Origin of the sequence: Novosphingobium flavum, assembly GCF_014230315.1 — a bacterium.
In the GTDB taxonomy this organism is placed as follows: Bacteria; Pseudomonadota; Alphaproteobacteria; order Sphingomonadales; family Sphingomonadaceae; genus Novosphingobium; species Novosphingobium flavum.
In genome coordinates this window covers 47,163-60,686 of the sequence record NZ_JACLAW010000013.1, presented here as the reverse complement: position 1 = coordinate 60,686, position 13,524 = coordinate 47,163, and the positions used below count along the sequence as shown (strand labels likewise).

Sequence of the window (13,524 nt, the reverse complement as noted above, 5' to 3'; positions counted from 1 at the left end):
GCAAGGCATGCTTCCGGAAAACGCCAACCGCCCCTTTCCCCGGCATGGGCAGATCAGGCTTCGTCGGTTTCGTCGAGCAGCCAGTCCGGCCCCGGAGCGGAGAGATCGCGGCTGAAGGTCCACAGGTCGCGCGCCTCGATCGCATCGTCGAGCGAGCCGGCGATCATCGTGCCTTCGGCATTGCGGGTGATGGCCGCAATATCGGCCGAGAAGCGGACGGTGATGCGCGCCCAGTTGCCCTGCAGATCGGCGTCGACGATCATGGCCTCCTCGATCCGCACCAGCGAATTCTCGAGCTTTTCGCCCGCTTCCTCGCGCGCGGCGATGGCGGCAAGGAAGCCCTGGTAGACGTCACGGTCGCACAGCTGGGCCAGCTGGTCCTTGTCGCCGCGCCAGAAGGCTTCGAGGATCATCCGGTAGGCGCCGCGCGCGCCCTGGAGGAACAGCATGGCATCGAAGCGGCGGTCGGCGGTGGCAATGTCGCGCAGCCCGCGTTCGGCCACCGGGAGCACGCCCGGCAATTCGCGCGGGCGGACCGGCGCGGCCGTGGTGGCCGCGCGCTCGGGCAGGCGCTGGGCGGGATTGGCGCCGCGCTCGTTCGCCTTGCCGTCGATCACCGGGCCGCGGCCGTCCATCCGGCCCTGGATGGTCTCTTCCTCATGCTCGGCACGGCGGCCGAGAACGGAATAGAGCCTCAGGCCCAGGAAGGCCGCGATCATGGCGAGGATGATGACTTCGACGGTCACAGCACTGTCTTTCACATGGGCTACGCTGGGCGCAGCCTCTGAAGGCATACTTTGCCTCAGATAGGTACGCTTGACAAATGAACAACGCATGATCGCGATCCCGGTGCATTTTTCGGGGCAGAACGATGCATGCTTGCAACCGGCGGAGATCGGCCCCGCCGGTTGCCGCGTTTCCTTGCCGGGCTTCCTTGCCGCGGGGGGCCGGCAGTGCTAGGCGCCGGCCATTTCCGATCCAACGCATCTGCAAAGAGAGACCTGATCCATGGCCGACGAAGGCAACGTCATTTCCGACCTCAAGCTCGACGCTCCCGCCGCCAACGGCGAGGATACCGGCCCTGCCGCGGGCGTCATCTCGCAGTACGTCAAGGATCTTTCGGTCGAGAACCCGAACGCCCCGCATTCGTACCAGTGGACCGAGCAGCCGCAGCTTGACGTGCAGTTCAACATCCAGTCGACCCCGGTCGACGGCGAGGTCCACGAGGTCGAGCTGAAGATCCAGATGTCCGCCAAGTCGGCCCAGGGCACGGCCTATATCATCGAGCTGAGTTATGGCGGCATCGTCGGCATGCGCGGCCTCGCGCCGGAGCAGATGCACGCTTTCCTTTACGGCGAAGCGCCGCGCATCCTGTTCCCCTTCGCCCGCCGCATCCTTGCCGATGCCGTGCGCGATGCCGGCTACCCGCCGGTGCTGCTCGAGCCGATCGACTTCAACGGGCTCTACCTGCAGCAGATCGCCCAGGCCGCGCAGACCGCCGAGGCGGAACCGGCCGGCAACGCCTGATCGAACGGGAACATGGTTGAACCTGGGCAGGTGAGGCCATGAACCTCCTCAAGGCGACGGGAACGATCGGCGGGCTGACGCTGGTCAGCCGCGTGCTCGGCCTGGTGCGCGACAGCCTGTTCGCGCGCTACATCGGGGCGAGCTTCGCTTCCGATGCGTTTCTCGTCGCCTTTCGCCTGCCCAACATGTTCCGGGCCCTGTTCGCCGAGGGCGCCTTCGCCTCGGCCTTCATCCCGATGTTCAACCGCAAGGTCGGCGATCCCGACGGCAACGGCCTGAGGGACGGGCTCGACTTTGCCGAGCAGGCGCTGGCCGTGCTGCTGCCGGTCCTCCTCGTGATGACCGCGCTGCTCGAGATCTTCGCCTGGCCGGTGACTTTCGCGCTCTCCGGCAAGTTCAACGGGGTGAGCCATGACCAGTTCGCCTTCGCGGTTCAGCTGAGCCGGATCACCATCCCCTACCTGATGCTGATCAGCCTCGTCTCGCTGTTCGGCGGCCTGCTCAATTCGCTGCACAAGTTCTGGGTGAATGCCGCCGCGCCGATCCTGCTCAACCTGACCCTGATCGCGGCCCTGCTCGGCTTTCACACCACGGACCCGCTGGAAACGGCGCGCAACCAGGCGATCGCGGTCTCGGTCTCGGGGCTGCTCCAGCTGATCTGGCTGGCGTTGGCCTGCAAGCGCAACGGGGTGAGCCTGCGCCTGCGCCGCCCGCGCCTCAATCCCGAGGTCAAGCGGCTGATGGCGCTGATTTGGCCGGCAGCCGCGGGTGCGGGTGCGGTGCAGATCAACCTTGTCATCTCGACCGCGCTGGCCGCCTCGCTGCTGGCTCACGGCTCGGTGACCTACATCTACATGGCCGACCGGCTGAACCAGCTTCCTCTGGGCCTGATCGGGATCGGGCTCGGCACGGTGCTGCTGCCGACGATCTCGCGCCAATTGGGCGCGGGCGAGGAACAGGCCGCGATGGAAACCCAGAACCGCGGGCTGGAGCTGGCCCTGCTGCTGACCCTGCCCGCGACCGTGGCGCTGGTCGTGGCCGGGGAGCCGATCGCCGCCGCCCTGTTCGGCTATGGGCGTTATACGCCCGAGGATACCCATTTCACCGCGCAGGCGCTGGCCGCCTTCTCGATCGGCCTGCCGAGCTACATCCTCGTCAAGGTGCTGACCCCCGGCTTCTACGCCCGGCAGGATACCCGCACGCCCGTGCGCTATGCCACCCTGTCGATGGTGGTGAACCTGGTCGGCAACCTCGCGCTGATCCTGCCGCTGCAACACATGGGCCCGCCGCTGGCGACGGCCATCGCCTCGACCGTCAACACGGCCCTGCTCTATCGCACGCTGGTCAAGCGCGGGCACTTCACCGCCGATGCGCGCCTGCGCCGCCGCGCGCCGCGCCTTGCCCTCGCCGCCCTGCTGATGGGCGCGGTGCTGTGGTTCACGCAAGGGGCCCTGACGCCCTATGTCCATGGCTCGTGGGCCGTGCGGATCGCGGCCCTTGCCGTGCTGGTTTCCGCGGGCGGGCTCGTCTATGGGGCCTCGACCATCCTGCTGGGCGCCTTCTCGAAAGACGACCTCGCGCTTCTCCTGCGGCGCCGCCGCTCCACCACCTGAACGAGTTTTTCCATGCGCATCGTTTCCGGCATCCAGCCCACCGGCAATCTCCACCTCGGCAATTACCTGGGGGCGATCCGCAACTGGGTGCGGATGCAGGACGAGCACACCGCGCAGGGGCATGAGTGCCTCTACTTCCTCGCCGACCTTCACGCGATCTCGATGCCGCACGTGCCGGCTGACCTTGCCGCCAACACCCGCGAGATGGTGGCCGCGCTGGTCGCCTGCGGGATCGATCCCGACAAGTCGATCCTGTTCAACCAGACCCAGGTGCCCGCCCATGCCGAGATGCAATGGCTGCTTAACGGCACGGCGCGGATGGGCTGGTTGAACCGCATGACCCAGTGGAAGGACAAGGCGGGCAAGAACCGCGAAGGCGCCAGCGTCGCCTTGTTCACCTATCCGGTGCTGCAGGCCGCCGACGTGCTGCTTTATCAGGCGACCCACGTGCCGGTGGGCGAGGACCAGAAGCAGCACCTCGAGCTGGCGCGCGACATTGCCCAGAAGTTCAACAACGACTTCTGTGACGAAGGCGCGCCGCTGTTCACCCTGCCCGATCCGATCATTCCGCCCGAGGCGGCGCGGATCATGAGCCTGCGCGACGGCAGCGGCAAGATGAGCAAGTCCGATCCTTCGGACATGAGCCGGATCAACCTGACAGACGATGCCGACACGATCATGACCAAGATCAAGAAGGCCAAGACCGATCCCGAGCCGCTGCCTTCGGAAAAGGCCGGCCTCGAGGGACGGCCCGAGGCGGCCAACCTCGTCGGCATCTATGCGGCGATGGCGGGGACCAGCGCCGAGGTGGTTCTGGCGGACTTCGGCGGCAAGGGCTTCGGCGCGTTCAAGCCGGCGCTGGGCGAGTTGCTGGTCGAAAGCCTCGCCCCGATCAACGCCCGCTTCGTCGAGCTGCAGCAGGACCGCGCGGTGCTCGACGGTTTCCTGCGCAAGGGTTCGGAAAAGGCCCGCGCCTTGGCCGCGCCGACGCTGGCCAGGACCTATGAGGCGCTCGGCCTGGTCACGGCCTGACGGCGGGCAATGCTGCGGGCGCGGCGTGGTTCCGACGCGGGACATGCTGCGCTGTCAGCCGCGGAACAAATCGCTGGTTTCGCGCGCTTATTCAACGCATGTTCAGCGCGCGCGAGCGACTATGCAGGCAGACTGCTAGAGTCTCATGCCCGTGGCAGGGGACGCCCCGGATATGGTTCAGATCGTCACGGAGAATTGACCATGAGATCGTCCGGAAAGAAGTTTGAATTCAGCGCGCTGGGCCGCTCCCTCAAGCTGGCCGCCGTGCCGCTGGTGCTGGCCAGCCTGTCTGCCTGCGCCACCGGCTTCGACGCCAACGTCAAGCGCTTCCAGTCGCAGATGCCGCCGCCGGCCGGCCAGACCTTTGCCGTCGTGGCCGACAGTCCGGCGCTCTCGGGCGGGCTGGAATTCGCGCAGTACGCCCGGCTGGTCGAGGCGCAGATGGCCCGGCTCGGCTATGCTCCCAGCGATCCCGCTCACGCCACGCTGATCGTCAAGTTCGACTACGGAGTCGACAAGGGCCGCGAACGCATCCGCTCGACCGGGTTCGGCCGCGATCCCTTCTTCAGCCCGTGGTATGGCTATCGCGGCTGGGGCGGCGGCTTTTACGGCCGGCCCTATCGCTGGGGCCCTTACGGTGGCTGGGGCTATGGCTGGTATGATCCGTGGTTCGACAACAGCGTCGAAAGCTACACGATCTACACCAGCGGCATCTCGCTGAAGATCGAGAACGCCGCCAATGGCGCCCGCGTGTTCGAGGGCAAGGCCGAGGCCGTCTCGACCTCCAACCGCCTGCAATACCTTGTGCCGAACCTGGTCGAGGCGATGTTCACCGGCTTCCCCGGCCATTCGGGCGAAACCGTGCGGATCACCGTGGCGCCGGAAAACGCGAAGCGCTGACACGGCCGATCAATGAAAAGCAAAAAGGGGGCCCGCAAGGCCCCCTTTTTCGTGGCTCAGCTGCCGAGCGCGACCACGCCCCCGGTCGAACCGAAGCCGCCGTCGCCGCGCGCGGTCTCGTCCAGCTCGGCCACTTCGACCCACGAACCGCGCGTGACGGGCGCGAGGACCAGCTGGGCCACCCGGTCGCCGCGCAGGATGGCGAACGGCTCGCTGCCGTGGTTGATCAGGATGACCTTCAGCTCGCCGCGATAGTCCGAATCGATCGTGCCGGGCGTGTTGGGCACGGTGATCCCGTGCTTGAGCGCGAGACCGGAGCGCGGGCGGACCTGTATCTCGTAGCCGTGCGGGATGGCCACCGAGAGCCCCGAGGCCACCGCGTGGCGCGCGCCCGGGGCGATCGTCACGTCCTCGGCGGAGACAACGTCCATGCCGGCGGCGCCGTGAGTGGCATAGGCTGGGAGCGGCAGCCCTTCCCCGTGCGGCAGGCGTTTGACCAGCACGGGAACATCATTCGTTGAGTGCATGCGCGATTCTCTCGACCAGGACGGAAGCGACATCCTCCTTGGCCATTTCCGGCAGGTCTTCAACCCCGTCACGCGTGACGATGTGGACGGTGTTCTTCGCCCCGCCCATCACGCTGCGCCCATTCTTGTCGAACGAGACGTCGTTGGCGATGATCCAGTCCGCCCCCTTGCGCTTGCGCTTCTCGGTGGCGTGCTCGACGACCTTGTCGGTCTCGGCCGCGAAACCGACGAGAAGCCTGGGCTTGTTCAGCGGGCTGGAGCCGAGCCCGGCGAGAATGTCGGGGTTTTCGGTGAGGACGAGAACCGGCGGGGCCGAACCGCGCTTCTTGAGCTTGGAATTGGCGACGTCCTTGGTCCGCCAGTCGGCCACGGCAGCGACCATCACCGCGCAGTCGGCCGGAAGGGCCTTCTTGACCGCATCTTGCATCTGCCGCGCGGTCTCGACATCAATGCGGTCCACCCCCGGCGGAGTGGCGAGACGGACCGGGCCGGTGACGAGGGTTACCCGCGCCCCGGCACGGGCGGCGGCGGCGGCGATGGCGAAGCCCTGCTGGCCGGAGGAGCGATTGGCAATGTAGCGCACCGGGTCGATCGGCTCGTGAGTCGGCCCCGCCGTGACGAGGACGTGGCGGCCCGAGAGCGGGCCATCGTCGGGCTTGATGAAATCGGCGTAGACCGGCCCCCCATTCACCGAAGCGTCGTCCGCGCCGCGCAGGACCGAGATCGCGAAACGGTCGCCCGCGATCGGTTCGGGCGCGGCATTCTGGCCGACAAGGTGGTTGAGCGCCTCGGGATCGGTCGGCGGCGCGCTCTTGGCCCTGCCCTTGGCGACCAGCAGCGGGCCGCCGGCGGCTGGAGTTGCATCCGGATCAGGCTCGGCAACAGGCGCGGTCTCGGCCGGGGGCAGCGGGGTCTCGTCGTCGAGAGCGATCGCCCGGCCGCGCTGGACCAGCGAGGCGGAAAGGCCGCCTAGCCCGCTTTCAGCATTGCCGGTTTCGGCCGCGCCTTCGCTGCCGCCGGGCCCGGGCACCCAAGTCTGGTCGTCGTCTCCGCCCTCGCCGAAGACCGGGATGTCTTCGCTGCGCGGTTCGGGCATGACCGGCTTCCAGCGCTTCCCGCCGCCCTGCATCGGCAAGGCTTCGGGACCGGTGAAGAAGGCGGCGATCTGGCGCCAGACCGCCTCGGGCTCGGGCAGGCGGCCGGGGCCGAATTCGCCGCAGGCCATGGCGCCCTCTTCCGGGTCCATCACGAAAACGCCGACTTCGCGCAGCGCGGCGACATTGCGCGTGGTGGCCGCGTGCTGCCACATCCGCACGTTCATCGCCGGGACGACCATCACCGGCTTGTCGGTCGCCAGCAGCAGGGTCGTGGCGAGATCGTCGGCAATGCCGGCGGCCATGCGGGCCATCAGGTCGGCCGTCGCCGGGCAGAGCACGACGAGGTCGGCCTGCCGCGAAAGCTGGATGTGCCCCATCTCGACCTCGTTCTTGAGATCCCACAGCGAGGTGTGGACGGGGCTTTCCGAGAGGGCGGCCAGTGCCATCGGGGTGACGAAATGCGAGCCGCCCTCGGTCAGCACGCAGGTGACCGAGCCGCCGCCCTTGCGGATCATCCGCACGAGTTCGCACGACTTGTAGGCGGCGATCCCTCCGCCGACGATCAGCAGGATGCGCGGGCCGGGCATGGGTTCAGCGGGCTTCCTTCAGGAACAGTCGCCCCAGCCCTTGCACCGGGAAAGCGGCATGCACAAGGCCGCGCGCCGCCATGGGCAAGAAGGCGAGCCCGATCAGCATGGCCGGCGCGACCATCATCCCCCAGTAGAAATTGTCCGGCCGGCCCGCGATCATGAAGGCGATCCCGTAGCCGAGATAGAGCAGCGTGGCGAAGGCCCCGGCGGCCGTGCGCCAACCCGCCCAGCCAAACAGGCTGAGGAGGACGAGCGGGCCCGCGAGCGCTGTCGGCAGCCAGCGCAGGTTGCTGGAGAGCACCTCGAGCGAGAGCCAGCCGGTGAGACCGCGCAGGGTGAGCCACGAGGCCGAGGGCGGATCATCGGCGCGGACCATCGCGGCCACGGTATGGAGGTGCGCGGTCATCGCAGCGAGGAACAGCGCGATCAGGGCAAGCCAGGCCGCGCTCTCCTTCCAGCGGCGGTGATAGAGCGCGAAGGCCGCCATGAGCAGCACGAAGGGCAGCGCATGTTCGCGGATTGCCAGCGCAGCGGCGGCGGCAAGCCAGGCGCCAATCCAGCGGCCCGGCTTACCCTCGCGCTGGGCGGGGCGGTGCAGGCCGAAGGACAGGGCGAGCAATTGCCCGGCCCAGAGTTCATGCAGCACGAAGAAATAGCGCGTGGTTCCGATCGAGACGCCGAAGAACAGCGCGGCCATGGCGATCAGGCGCAGGTCCTTGCCGCCCGGCTCGCCTGCCAGCCGCTTCCACCAGGCCATGAGCACGGCCCCCATAAGGATCACCGAGAGCGGGATCAGCGCGCCCTGGGGCAGCGCGGCCTCGACCACGGCGAGGGTCGGCAGGCGCACGGCGAAGCCGGGATGGAGCGGGAAGCGGTGGCGGCGGTGCTCCTCGGCGATCACCGCGTAATAGGTCTCGCCGTGCTTCAGGCGGGCGATGACATCGTCATACAGCTTGAGATCCTCGTCGCGCTCGCGCTGGGGCGCACGGGCGGCGGCGTGGAGGCTGGGCGGCGCGGCCACGCCTTCGCCCGAGGTCAGCGGGGTGAGCGCGGCCATCAACAGCAACCCGGCGACCAGCACGAGCAGGATCCGGGCCGGGACCCGGTTCCAGTGCGCGAAGCGGTCGAAGGGAGGGAAGGCCCCGGTCATGCGCCGAGCGGCTCTCGGGCCCGGCGCAGGGCCGGCAGGCCAAGCCCGGCGGCGCGCCACAGCGAGGGCAGGCCGAGCCGGACGAAGGCCGCGCCCATGAACAGGACCGGGGTAATCATCACGCCCCAATAGAAGTTGTTGTCGCGCCCGGCGATCATGAAGGCCGCCGAATAGCCGAGCATCAGCAGGGCCGCGAAATCGCCCAATGGGCTTTTCCACGCGGTCCAGCCGAACAGGCAAAGCACCACGGCAGGCCCCGTGATCCATACCGGCAGCAGCGAGAGGAAGGTTGAGTTGGCCACCTTGTAGACCAGCGCATTGAGCCCGCCGAGGACCAGCCAAGGCGGCGAGACCGGGTCATCGGCGCGGACCTGCGCTTGGGCGAAGTGGAGGTGGACGGCCATGGCTGCAAGGAACAGGACGACCAGTGCGGTCCAGGCGGCCGCCTCGCGCCAACGGCGGTGCCACAGGGCATAGGCCAGCATCAGGAAAACGAACGGAAGGGCCAGTTCGCGCACGGCGAGCGCGAGAGCGGCGGCGATGAGTGCGCCCAGCCACTTGCCCTTGTCCGGCCGGTGAAGCGCGAGGCTGAGCGCAACGAGCTGCGCCGCCCATATTTCGTGCAGCACGTTGTACTTGTAGGACAGCCCGCTCGCGATCCCGGTCATCAGCAGGGCGAGCGCGAGCATGCGGAACTCTTCGGAGCCAGGCTCGGCCTGCAGCCGGCGCAGCATGGCGATCATCATCGCCGCGAACAGCACGATCTGGAGAGCGATCAGCCCGTAGGTGCCGAGATAGGCCCCGGCAAAGGCTAGGGTCGGCAAGCGCACGGTAAGGCCCGGAGCGACCGGATAGGAATTGGCGCGCTGTTCGTCGGTGGCGGCGACATAGTAATTGTCGCCCTTCCTCACCCGCTCGGTGATGACCCGGTAGAGGTGGAGGTCATTGTCGTCCTCCTTCTGGACATGGGCCTTGCCGGCCGCGTCCTTGACCGTGATCTTCGGCGGGGCGGGCGGCGGCGGGGCATAGCCGGGCGCCCAGGCGGACATGACCAGCAGGACGGCGAACACGGCCAGCGCGATGCGGGCCAGCCCTCTGGGCCAATGCGCGAAACGGTCGAATTGCGGCGCGCGGGCGCCCTTCAGTGCAGCAGATCGAACGTCAGCGTGGTCCACGTAAGCAATCCCCCGAGCACCCCCGCCAGGAGGTAGCCCCACCAGCTACGCCCGACATGGTTACCACGGGGTTGACGCCGCCGCTCCCAAACGAGTTCGACATCGGGCAGCGGGGGCTCTTCCGGTGCGCCGCCGCGCGGGGGGAAGCGCTCCTCGATCCGGCGGACCAGTTCGGGGATGCGCAGCAGGGTTTCGGCATCGGTCTTGAGCCGCTCGGCAATGGCCGCTTCCGGGCCCAGTTCGTCGCGGATCCAGCCGCGCACGAAGGGGGCCGAGACATCCCACATGTTGATGTTGGGATTGAGTGCGGTCGCCAGTCCCTCGACCATGACCATGGTCTTCTGCAACAGCAGCAGGTGCGGCTGGACCTGCATGTCGAAATCGCGGGTGATGGCGAAGAGCCCGTCGAGCATCTGGCCGACCGACAGTTCGCTGACCGGCTTGCCGCGCATCGGCTCGCCCACGGCGCGCAGCGCGGTCGCGAATTCCTCGACCGAATGGTACGACGGCACGTATTGCGCCTCGAAATGGATCTCGGCCACGCGGCGATAATTGCCAGTAGTCAGGCCATAGAGGATCTCGGCCAGCCATTGCCGGGCGCGCCGGTCGATCCGCCCCATGATCCCGAAGTCGATCGCCACGACCGCGCCGTCGGGCCGGACGAACAGGTTGCCCTGGTGCATGTCGGCATGAAAGAAGCCGGCGCTGATCGCCTGCGTCAGGAAAGCGAGCACGAGCCGCTTGGCGAGATCCGCCATATCGTGGCCCGAGGCGGCGAGCGCGGGCAGGTCGCTCATCTTGATCCCGTCGACCCATTCGATCGTCAGGACCCGGCCGTTGGTGCGGTCCCAGTCGATCGCCGGGATGTGATAGCCCTCGAAGCCCTTCATCGCCTCGGTCAGTTCCGAGGCCGAGGCGGCCTCGCGGCGCAGGTCAAGCTCGCGCGCGGTCCAGCGCTTGAGGTTGGCGACGACGAGCCGCGGGCGCAGGCGCCTCGCCTCCCCGCCCAGCGCCTCGAGGTGCGCCGCGGCCCATTCGTAAGTGCCGATGTCGGAGGCGAACTTCTCGCGGATGCCGGGGCGCAGCACCTTGACCGCGACGGTGCGGCCGTCGGTCGTCACCGCCTTGTGGACCTGCGCGATCGAGGCCGCGCCGACCGGCTCGGGGTCGAGACTGGCAAACAGGGTCTCGAGCGGGGCGCCAAAGCTTGCCTCGATCTCGGCGCGGACGGCGGCGAAGGGCACCGGCGGCAGGCTGTCCTGCAGGTGGAGCAGGTTGCGCGCGGCTTCCTCGCCGACGAGATCGGGCCGGGTGGCAAGGGTCTGGCCGAGCTTGATCGCGGCCGGGCCGATGTCCTGAAAGGCGCCGGCATAGTCCGGAATGCGGGGCTGGACCGTGCCGAGGCGGGCGAGGCGGCACAGGCGCTTGACCTGCGGCGGGGTGTTCTGCCCCTCCTCGATGATCCTCAGCGCGCCGTGGCGGGCGAGAATCCGCCCCCACTTGAGCAGGCGGAAGACGTGGGTAGCCGGCGACGGCACCTTAAATCTTCCAGCCCGAATGGATCGCGACCAGCCCGCCAAGGATCGGCTCGACCTTGGTATGGACGAATCCCGCCTTGCGGATCATGCCTTCGAATTCCTTCATCGGCGGAAAGCGGCGGATCGATTCGATCAGGTAACGGTAGCTTTCGGCATCCCCGGCGATGGCCTGGCCGATCTTCGGCACGAGCCTATGCGAATAGGCGTCGTAGACTTCCTTGAATCCGGGCCATTCGGTGGTCGAGAATTCGAGGCAGAAGAACCGGCCACCGTGGCGCAGGACGCGGTAGGCCTCGGCCAGCGCGAGGTCGATCCGGGTCACGTTGCGGATGCCGAAGGCGATCGTATAGGCATCGAAGAAGCGGTCGCCGAAGGTCAGCGTCTCCGCGTTCTGGCGGCTCCACACCAGCGTGTCGAGCCCGCGCTCCATCGCCCGCTCGATGCCGACGTCGAGCATGTCCTGATTGATGTCCGACACGGTCACGCTTGCCCCGCGCTCGGCCATGCGGAAGGCGATGTCGCCCGTGCCGCCAGCCATGTCGAGGATCTGCTCGCCCTCGCGCGGGCGGACGCGCTTGACGAAGCGGTCCTTCCACAGGCGGTGCATGCCCACGCTCATCGCGTCGTTCATCACGTCGTACTTCTTCGCGACGCTGGAGAACACCGCGCCGACCCGGCGGGTCTTTTCCTCGGGGGAGACTTCCTCGTAGCCGAAGGAAACCTGATCGTGGCCGGGTTGTTCGCTCATGGCAGCGGGCCTTAGGGGAGTTTGCGCCTGCGGCAAAGACTGATAGCGGCGTGTCATGCCTGAATTACCCGAAGTCGAGACGACCGTGCGGGGCCTCGCCCGCTACCTCGATGGCGAGGTGCTGACCCGCGTCGTCACGCACCGCGCGGACCTGCGCCGCCCCTTCCCGCCCGAACTGGCCCAGGTGCTGACCGGGGCGCGGGTGACCGGGCTATCCCGGCGGGCGAAATATGGCCTGATCCATGTGGACCGCGGCCAGACCATGGTCTTTCACCTCGGGATGAGCGGACGCTGGCGGATCGAGCCAGACGAGATCGGCAAGCACGATCACCTCGTGCTGGAAACCGGCGCGGGACACCGCCTGGCCCTGTGCGATCCGCGCCGGTTCGGCTCGGTCGATCTCGTCGAGACGGCCCGGCTGGACGACTGGGCGCCCTTTGCCGGGCTCGGGCCCGAGCCGCTGTCCCCCGCCCTCACCCCGGCCCATCTGGCCGGAGCGCTCAAGGGCCGGATCGCGGCGATCAAGCTGATGCTGCTCGACCAGCGGATCGTGGCGGGTCTTGGCAACATCTACGTCTGCGAAGCGCTTTACCGCGCCCGGATCCACCCCGAGCGTCAAGGCGGCAAGGTCAGCCGCGCCGCGCTGGAGCGGCTGGTCCCGGCGATCAAGACCGTGCTGGCCGAAGCGATCGAAGCCGGCGGCAGCACGCTGCGCGACTATGCCCGGCCCGATGGCGAGCTGGGCTACTTTTCCAAGCAGTTCGACGTCTATGGCCGCGAGAGCGAGCCTTGCCGTTCGTGCGGCGGCGCGGTGAAGCGGATCGTCCAGGGCGGGCGGAGCAGCTGGTTCTGTCCTGACTGCCAGAAGTAACGGTGCGGCGTCTTATTGATCGCGTCGGGTGGGTTTTGAATATTAGTCATCCGTATTAATCCGCAGGCGGCGGCCGCGGGACCGATCCGGACCATCCCCAACGGGAGCCGCCGCGCCGAAGTGGCGCCGAAGTGACGACTCCCCCGTTGACGATTCGCCCCACGCTCTGTAAGGGCGCCCCTTCACGAGGGACGGCTCCGGCCGGGACCCACGTTTTTGCACGGATTTTCAGGACAAGGCCGCAGGGCCGAACGAAGGATCGACATGGCCAATACGCCGCAAGCCCGCAAGCGCATCCGCCGCAACGAGAAGCGCGCCGAGATCAATGGTGCGCGCATCAGCCGCATCCGCACTTTCGTGAAGAAGGTCGAATCGGCGATCGCCGGTGGCGACAAGCCGGCGGCGGCAGAGGCCCTCAAGGAAGCACAGCCGGAACTGGCTCGCGGCGTGGCTCGCGGCGTCCTTCACCGCAACACCGCTTCGCGCAAGCTCTCGCGCCTGTCGAAGGCGGTCGCGGCGCTCTGAAGCACCCGATTCGCTTCTCCGGAATAACCCGGAGGCGGCACGAAAACAGAACATGGCCGGGGGCCCTCCCCCGGCCATTTTTGTTGCCTGCTGCACGCCGTTTTATCGCCCTTGCAGCAAAGCTCGGAAATTGCGCGATTCGGACTCCCGCACAGTCAAAAAAGCGCTGAATTCTGCGGTTTTTTGATGAAAAGGCGGAATTGTTGGGGTCAGTCGAAGTCAAGGCGATTT

The 13,524-nt window shown here is 67.7% G+C and carries 13 protein-coding genes; 6 read left to right on the top strand and 7 right to left on the bottom strand.

Translation table 11 applies throughout. From position 1 onward, the window contains the following. Positions 1–53: 53 nt before the first annotated feature. Positions 54–746 carry a Tim44/TimA family putative adaptor protein gene (locus tag H7F51_RS15575; RefSeq protein ID WP_185665238.1) on the bottom strand — a complete coding sequence of 231 codons (693 nt, stop codon included), beginning with the start codon at positions 744–746 and terminating at the stop codon, positions 54–56. A gap of 262 nt (positions 747–1,008) precedes the next feature. Here H7F51_RS15575 and secB point away from each other — a divergent pair, with 262 nt between their 5' ends. From secB to H7F51_RS15555, 4 genes are all read left to right on the top strand, one after another. Further along, on the top strand, positions 1,009–1,527 hold the full coding sequence (gene secB, locus H7F51_RS15570) for a protein-export chaperone SecB (protein ID WP_185665237.1): 519 nt from the start codon (positions 1,009–1,011) through the stop codon (positions 1,525–1,527). Between the two features lie 38 nt (positions 1,528–1,565). Continuing rightward, positions 1,566–3,140, top strand: a complete 1,575-nt coding sequence (murJ, locus tag H7F51_RS15565; protein ID WP_185665236.1) for a murein biosynthesis integral membrane protein MurJ — start codon at positions 1,566–1,568, stop codon at positions 3,138–3,140. Between the two features lie 12 nt (positions 3,141–3,152). Continuing rightward, positions 3,153–4,172: a tryptophan--tRNA ligase gene (trpS, locus tag H7F51_RS15560; protein WP_185665235.1), complete on the top strand. Its 1,020-nt coding sequence runs from the start codon at positions 3,153–3,155 to the stop codon at positions 4,170–4,172. 201 nt (positions 4,173–4,373) lie between these two features. After that, positions 4,374–5,072 carry a DUF4136 domain-containing protein gene (locus tag H7F51_RS15555; RefSeq protein ID WP_185665234.1) on the top strand — a complete coding sequence of 233 codons (699 nt, stop codon included), beginning with the start codon at positions 4,374–4,376 and terminating at the stop codon, positions 5,070–5,072. Positions 5,073–5,128: 56 nt separating this feature from the next. Here the strand turns inward: H7F51_RS15555 and dut are convergent, their stop codons facing one another. From dut to H7F51_RS15525, 6 genes are read right to left on the bottom strand one after another with little or no spacing between them, the layout of a single operon-like run. Beyond that, positions 5,129–5,599, bottom strand: a complete 471-nt coding sequence (gene dut, locus H7F51_RS15550; RefSeq protein ID WP_185665233.1) for a dUTP diphosphatase — start codon at positions 5,597–5,599, stop codon at positions 5,129–5,131. After that, positions 5,583–7,283 (bottom strand): bifunctional phosphopantothenoylcysteine decarboxylase/phosphopantothenate synthase, encoded by a 1,701-nt coding sequence (locus H7F51_RS15545; RefSeq protein WP_185665232.1) that lies wholly within the window; start codon positions 7,281–7,283, stop codon positions 5,583–5,585. The genes dut and H7F51_RS15545 overlap by 17 nt, the downstream gene beginning before the upstream one ends. A 4-nt stretch (positions 7,284–7,287) precedes the next feature. Beyond that, a complete protein-coding gene (locus H7F51_RS15540) occupies positions 7,288–8,436 on the bottom strand; it encodes a hypothetical protein (RefSeq protein WP_185665231.1) in 1,149 nt (382 codons plus the stop codon). Then, a complete protein-coding gene (locus H7F51_RS15535) occupies positions 8,433–9,611 on the bottom strand; it encodes a hypothetical protein (protein WP_185665230.1) in 1,179 nt (392 codons plus the stop codon). Before H7F51_RS15535 ends, H7F51_RS15540 begins: the two co-directional genes overlap by 4 nt. Further along, a complete protein-coding gene (gene ubiB / locus H7F51_RS15530) occupies positions 9,578–11,149 on the bottom strand; it encodes a 2-polyprenylphenol 6-hydroxylase (RefSeq protein ID WP_185665229.1) in 1,572 nt (523 codons plus the stop codon). Before ubiB ends, H7F51_RS15535 begins: the two co-directional genes overlap by 34 nt. A 1-nt stretch (position 11,150) precedes the next feature. Further along, positions 11,151–11,897: a class I SAM-dependent methyltransferase gene (locus H7F51_RS15525; protein ID WP_185665228.1), complete on the bottom strand. Its 747-nt coding sequence runs from the start codon at positions 11,895–11,897 to the stop codon at positions 11,151–11,153. Between the two features lie 55 nt (positions 11,898–11,952). On the opposite strand from H7F51_RS15525, the gene mutM reads away from it, so the two are divergent. Further along, positions 11,953–12,768 (top strand): bifunctional DNA-formamidopyrimidine glycosylase/DNA-(apurinic or apyrimidinic site) lyase, encoded by an 816-nt coding sequence (mutM, locus tag H7F51_RS15520; protein WP_185665227.1) that lies wholly within the window; start codon positions 11,953–11,955, stop codon positions 12,766–12,768. 264 nt (positions 12,769–13,032) lie between these two features. Next, a complete protein-coding gene (rpsT, locus tag H7F51_RS15515; RefSeq protein ID WP_185665226.1) occupies positions 13,033–13,293 on the top strand; it encodes a 30S ribosomal protein S20 in 261 nt (86 codons plus the stop codon). Positions 13,294–13,524 lie beyond the last annotated feature (231 nt).

Bases quoted from the DNA above. Each gene is read 5' to 3' on its own strand.
- secB (WP_185665237.1), top strand. From the start codon at position 1,009: ATGGCCGACGAAGGCAACGTCATTTCCGACCTCAAGCTCGACGCTCCC.
- murJ (WP_185665236.1), top strand. From the start codon at position 1,566: ATGAACCTCCTCAAGGCGACGGGAACGATCGGCGGGCTGACGCTGGTC.
- trpS (WP_185665235.1), top strand. From the start codon at position 3,153: ATGCGCATCGTTTCCGGCATCCAGCCCACCGGCAATCTCCACCTCGGC.
- H7F51_RS15555 (WP_185665234.1), top strand. From the start codon at position 4,374: ATGAGATCGTCCGGAAAGAAGTTTGAATTCAGCGCGCTGGGCCGCTCC.
- dut (WP_185665233.1), bottom strand. From the start codon at position 5,599: ATGCACTCAACGAATGATGTTCCCGTGCTGGTCAAACGCCTGCCGCAC.
- H7F51_RS15545 (WP_185665232.1), bottom strand. From the start codon at position 7,283: ATGCCCGGCCCGCGCATCCTGCTGATCGTCGGCGGAGGGATCGCCGCC.
- H7F51_RS15540 (WP_185665231.1), bottom strand. From the start codon at position 8,436: ATGACCGGGGCCTTCCCTCCCTTCGACCGCTTCGCGCACTGGAACCGG.
- H7F51_RS15525 (WP_185665228.1), bottom strand. From the start codon at position 11,897: ATGAGCGAACAACCCGGCCACGATCAGGTTTCCTTCGGCTACGAGGAA.
- mutM (WP_185665227.1), top strand. From the start codon at position 11,953: ATGCCTGAATTACCCGAAGTCGAGACGACCGTGCGGGGCCTCGCCCGC.
- rpsT (WP_185665226.1), top strand. From the start codon at position 13,033: ATGGCCAATACGCCGCAAGCCCGCAAGCGCATCCGCCGCAACGAGAAG.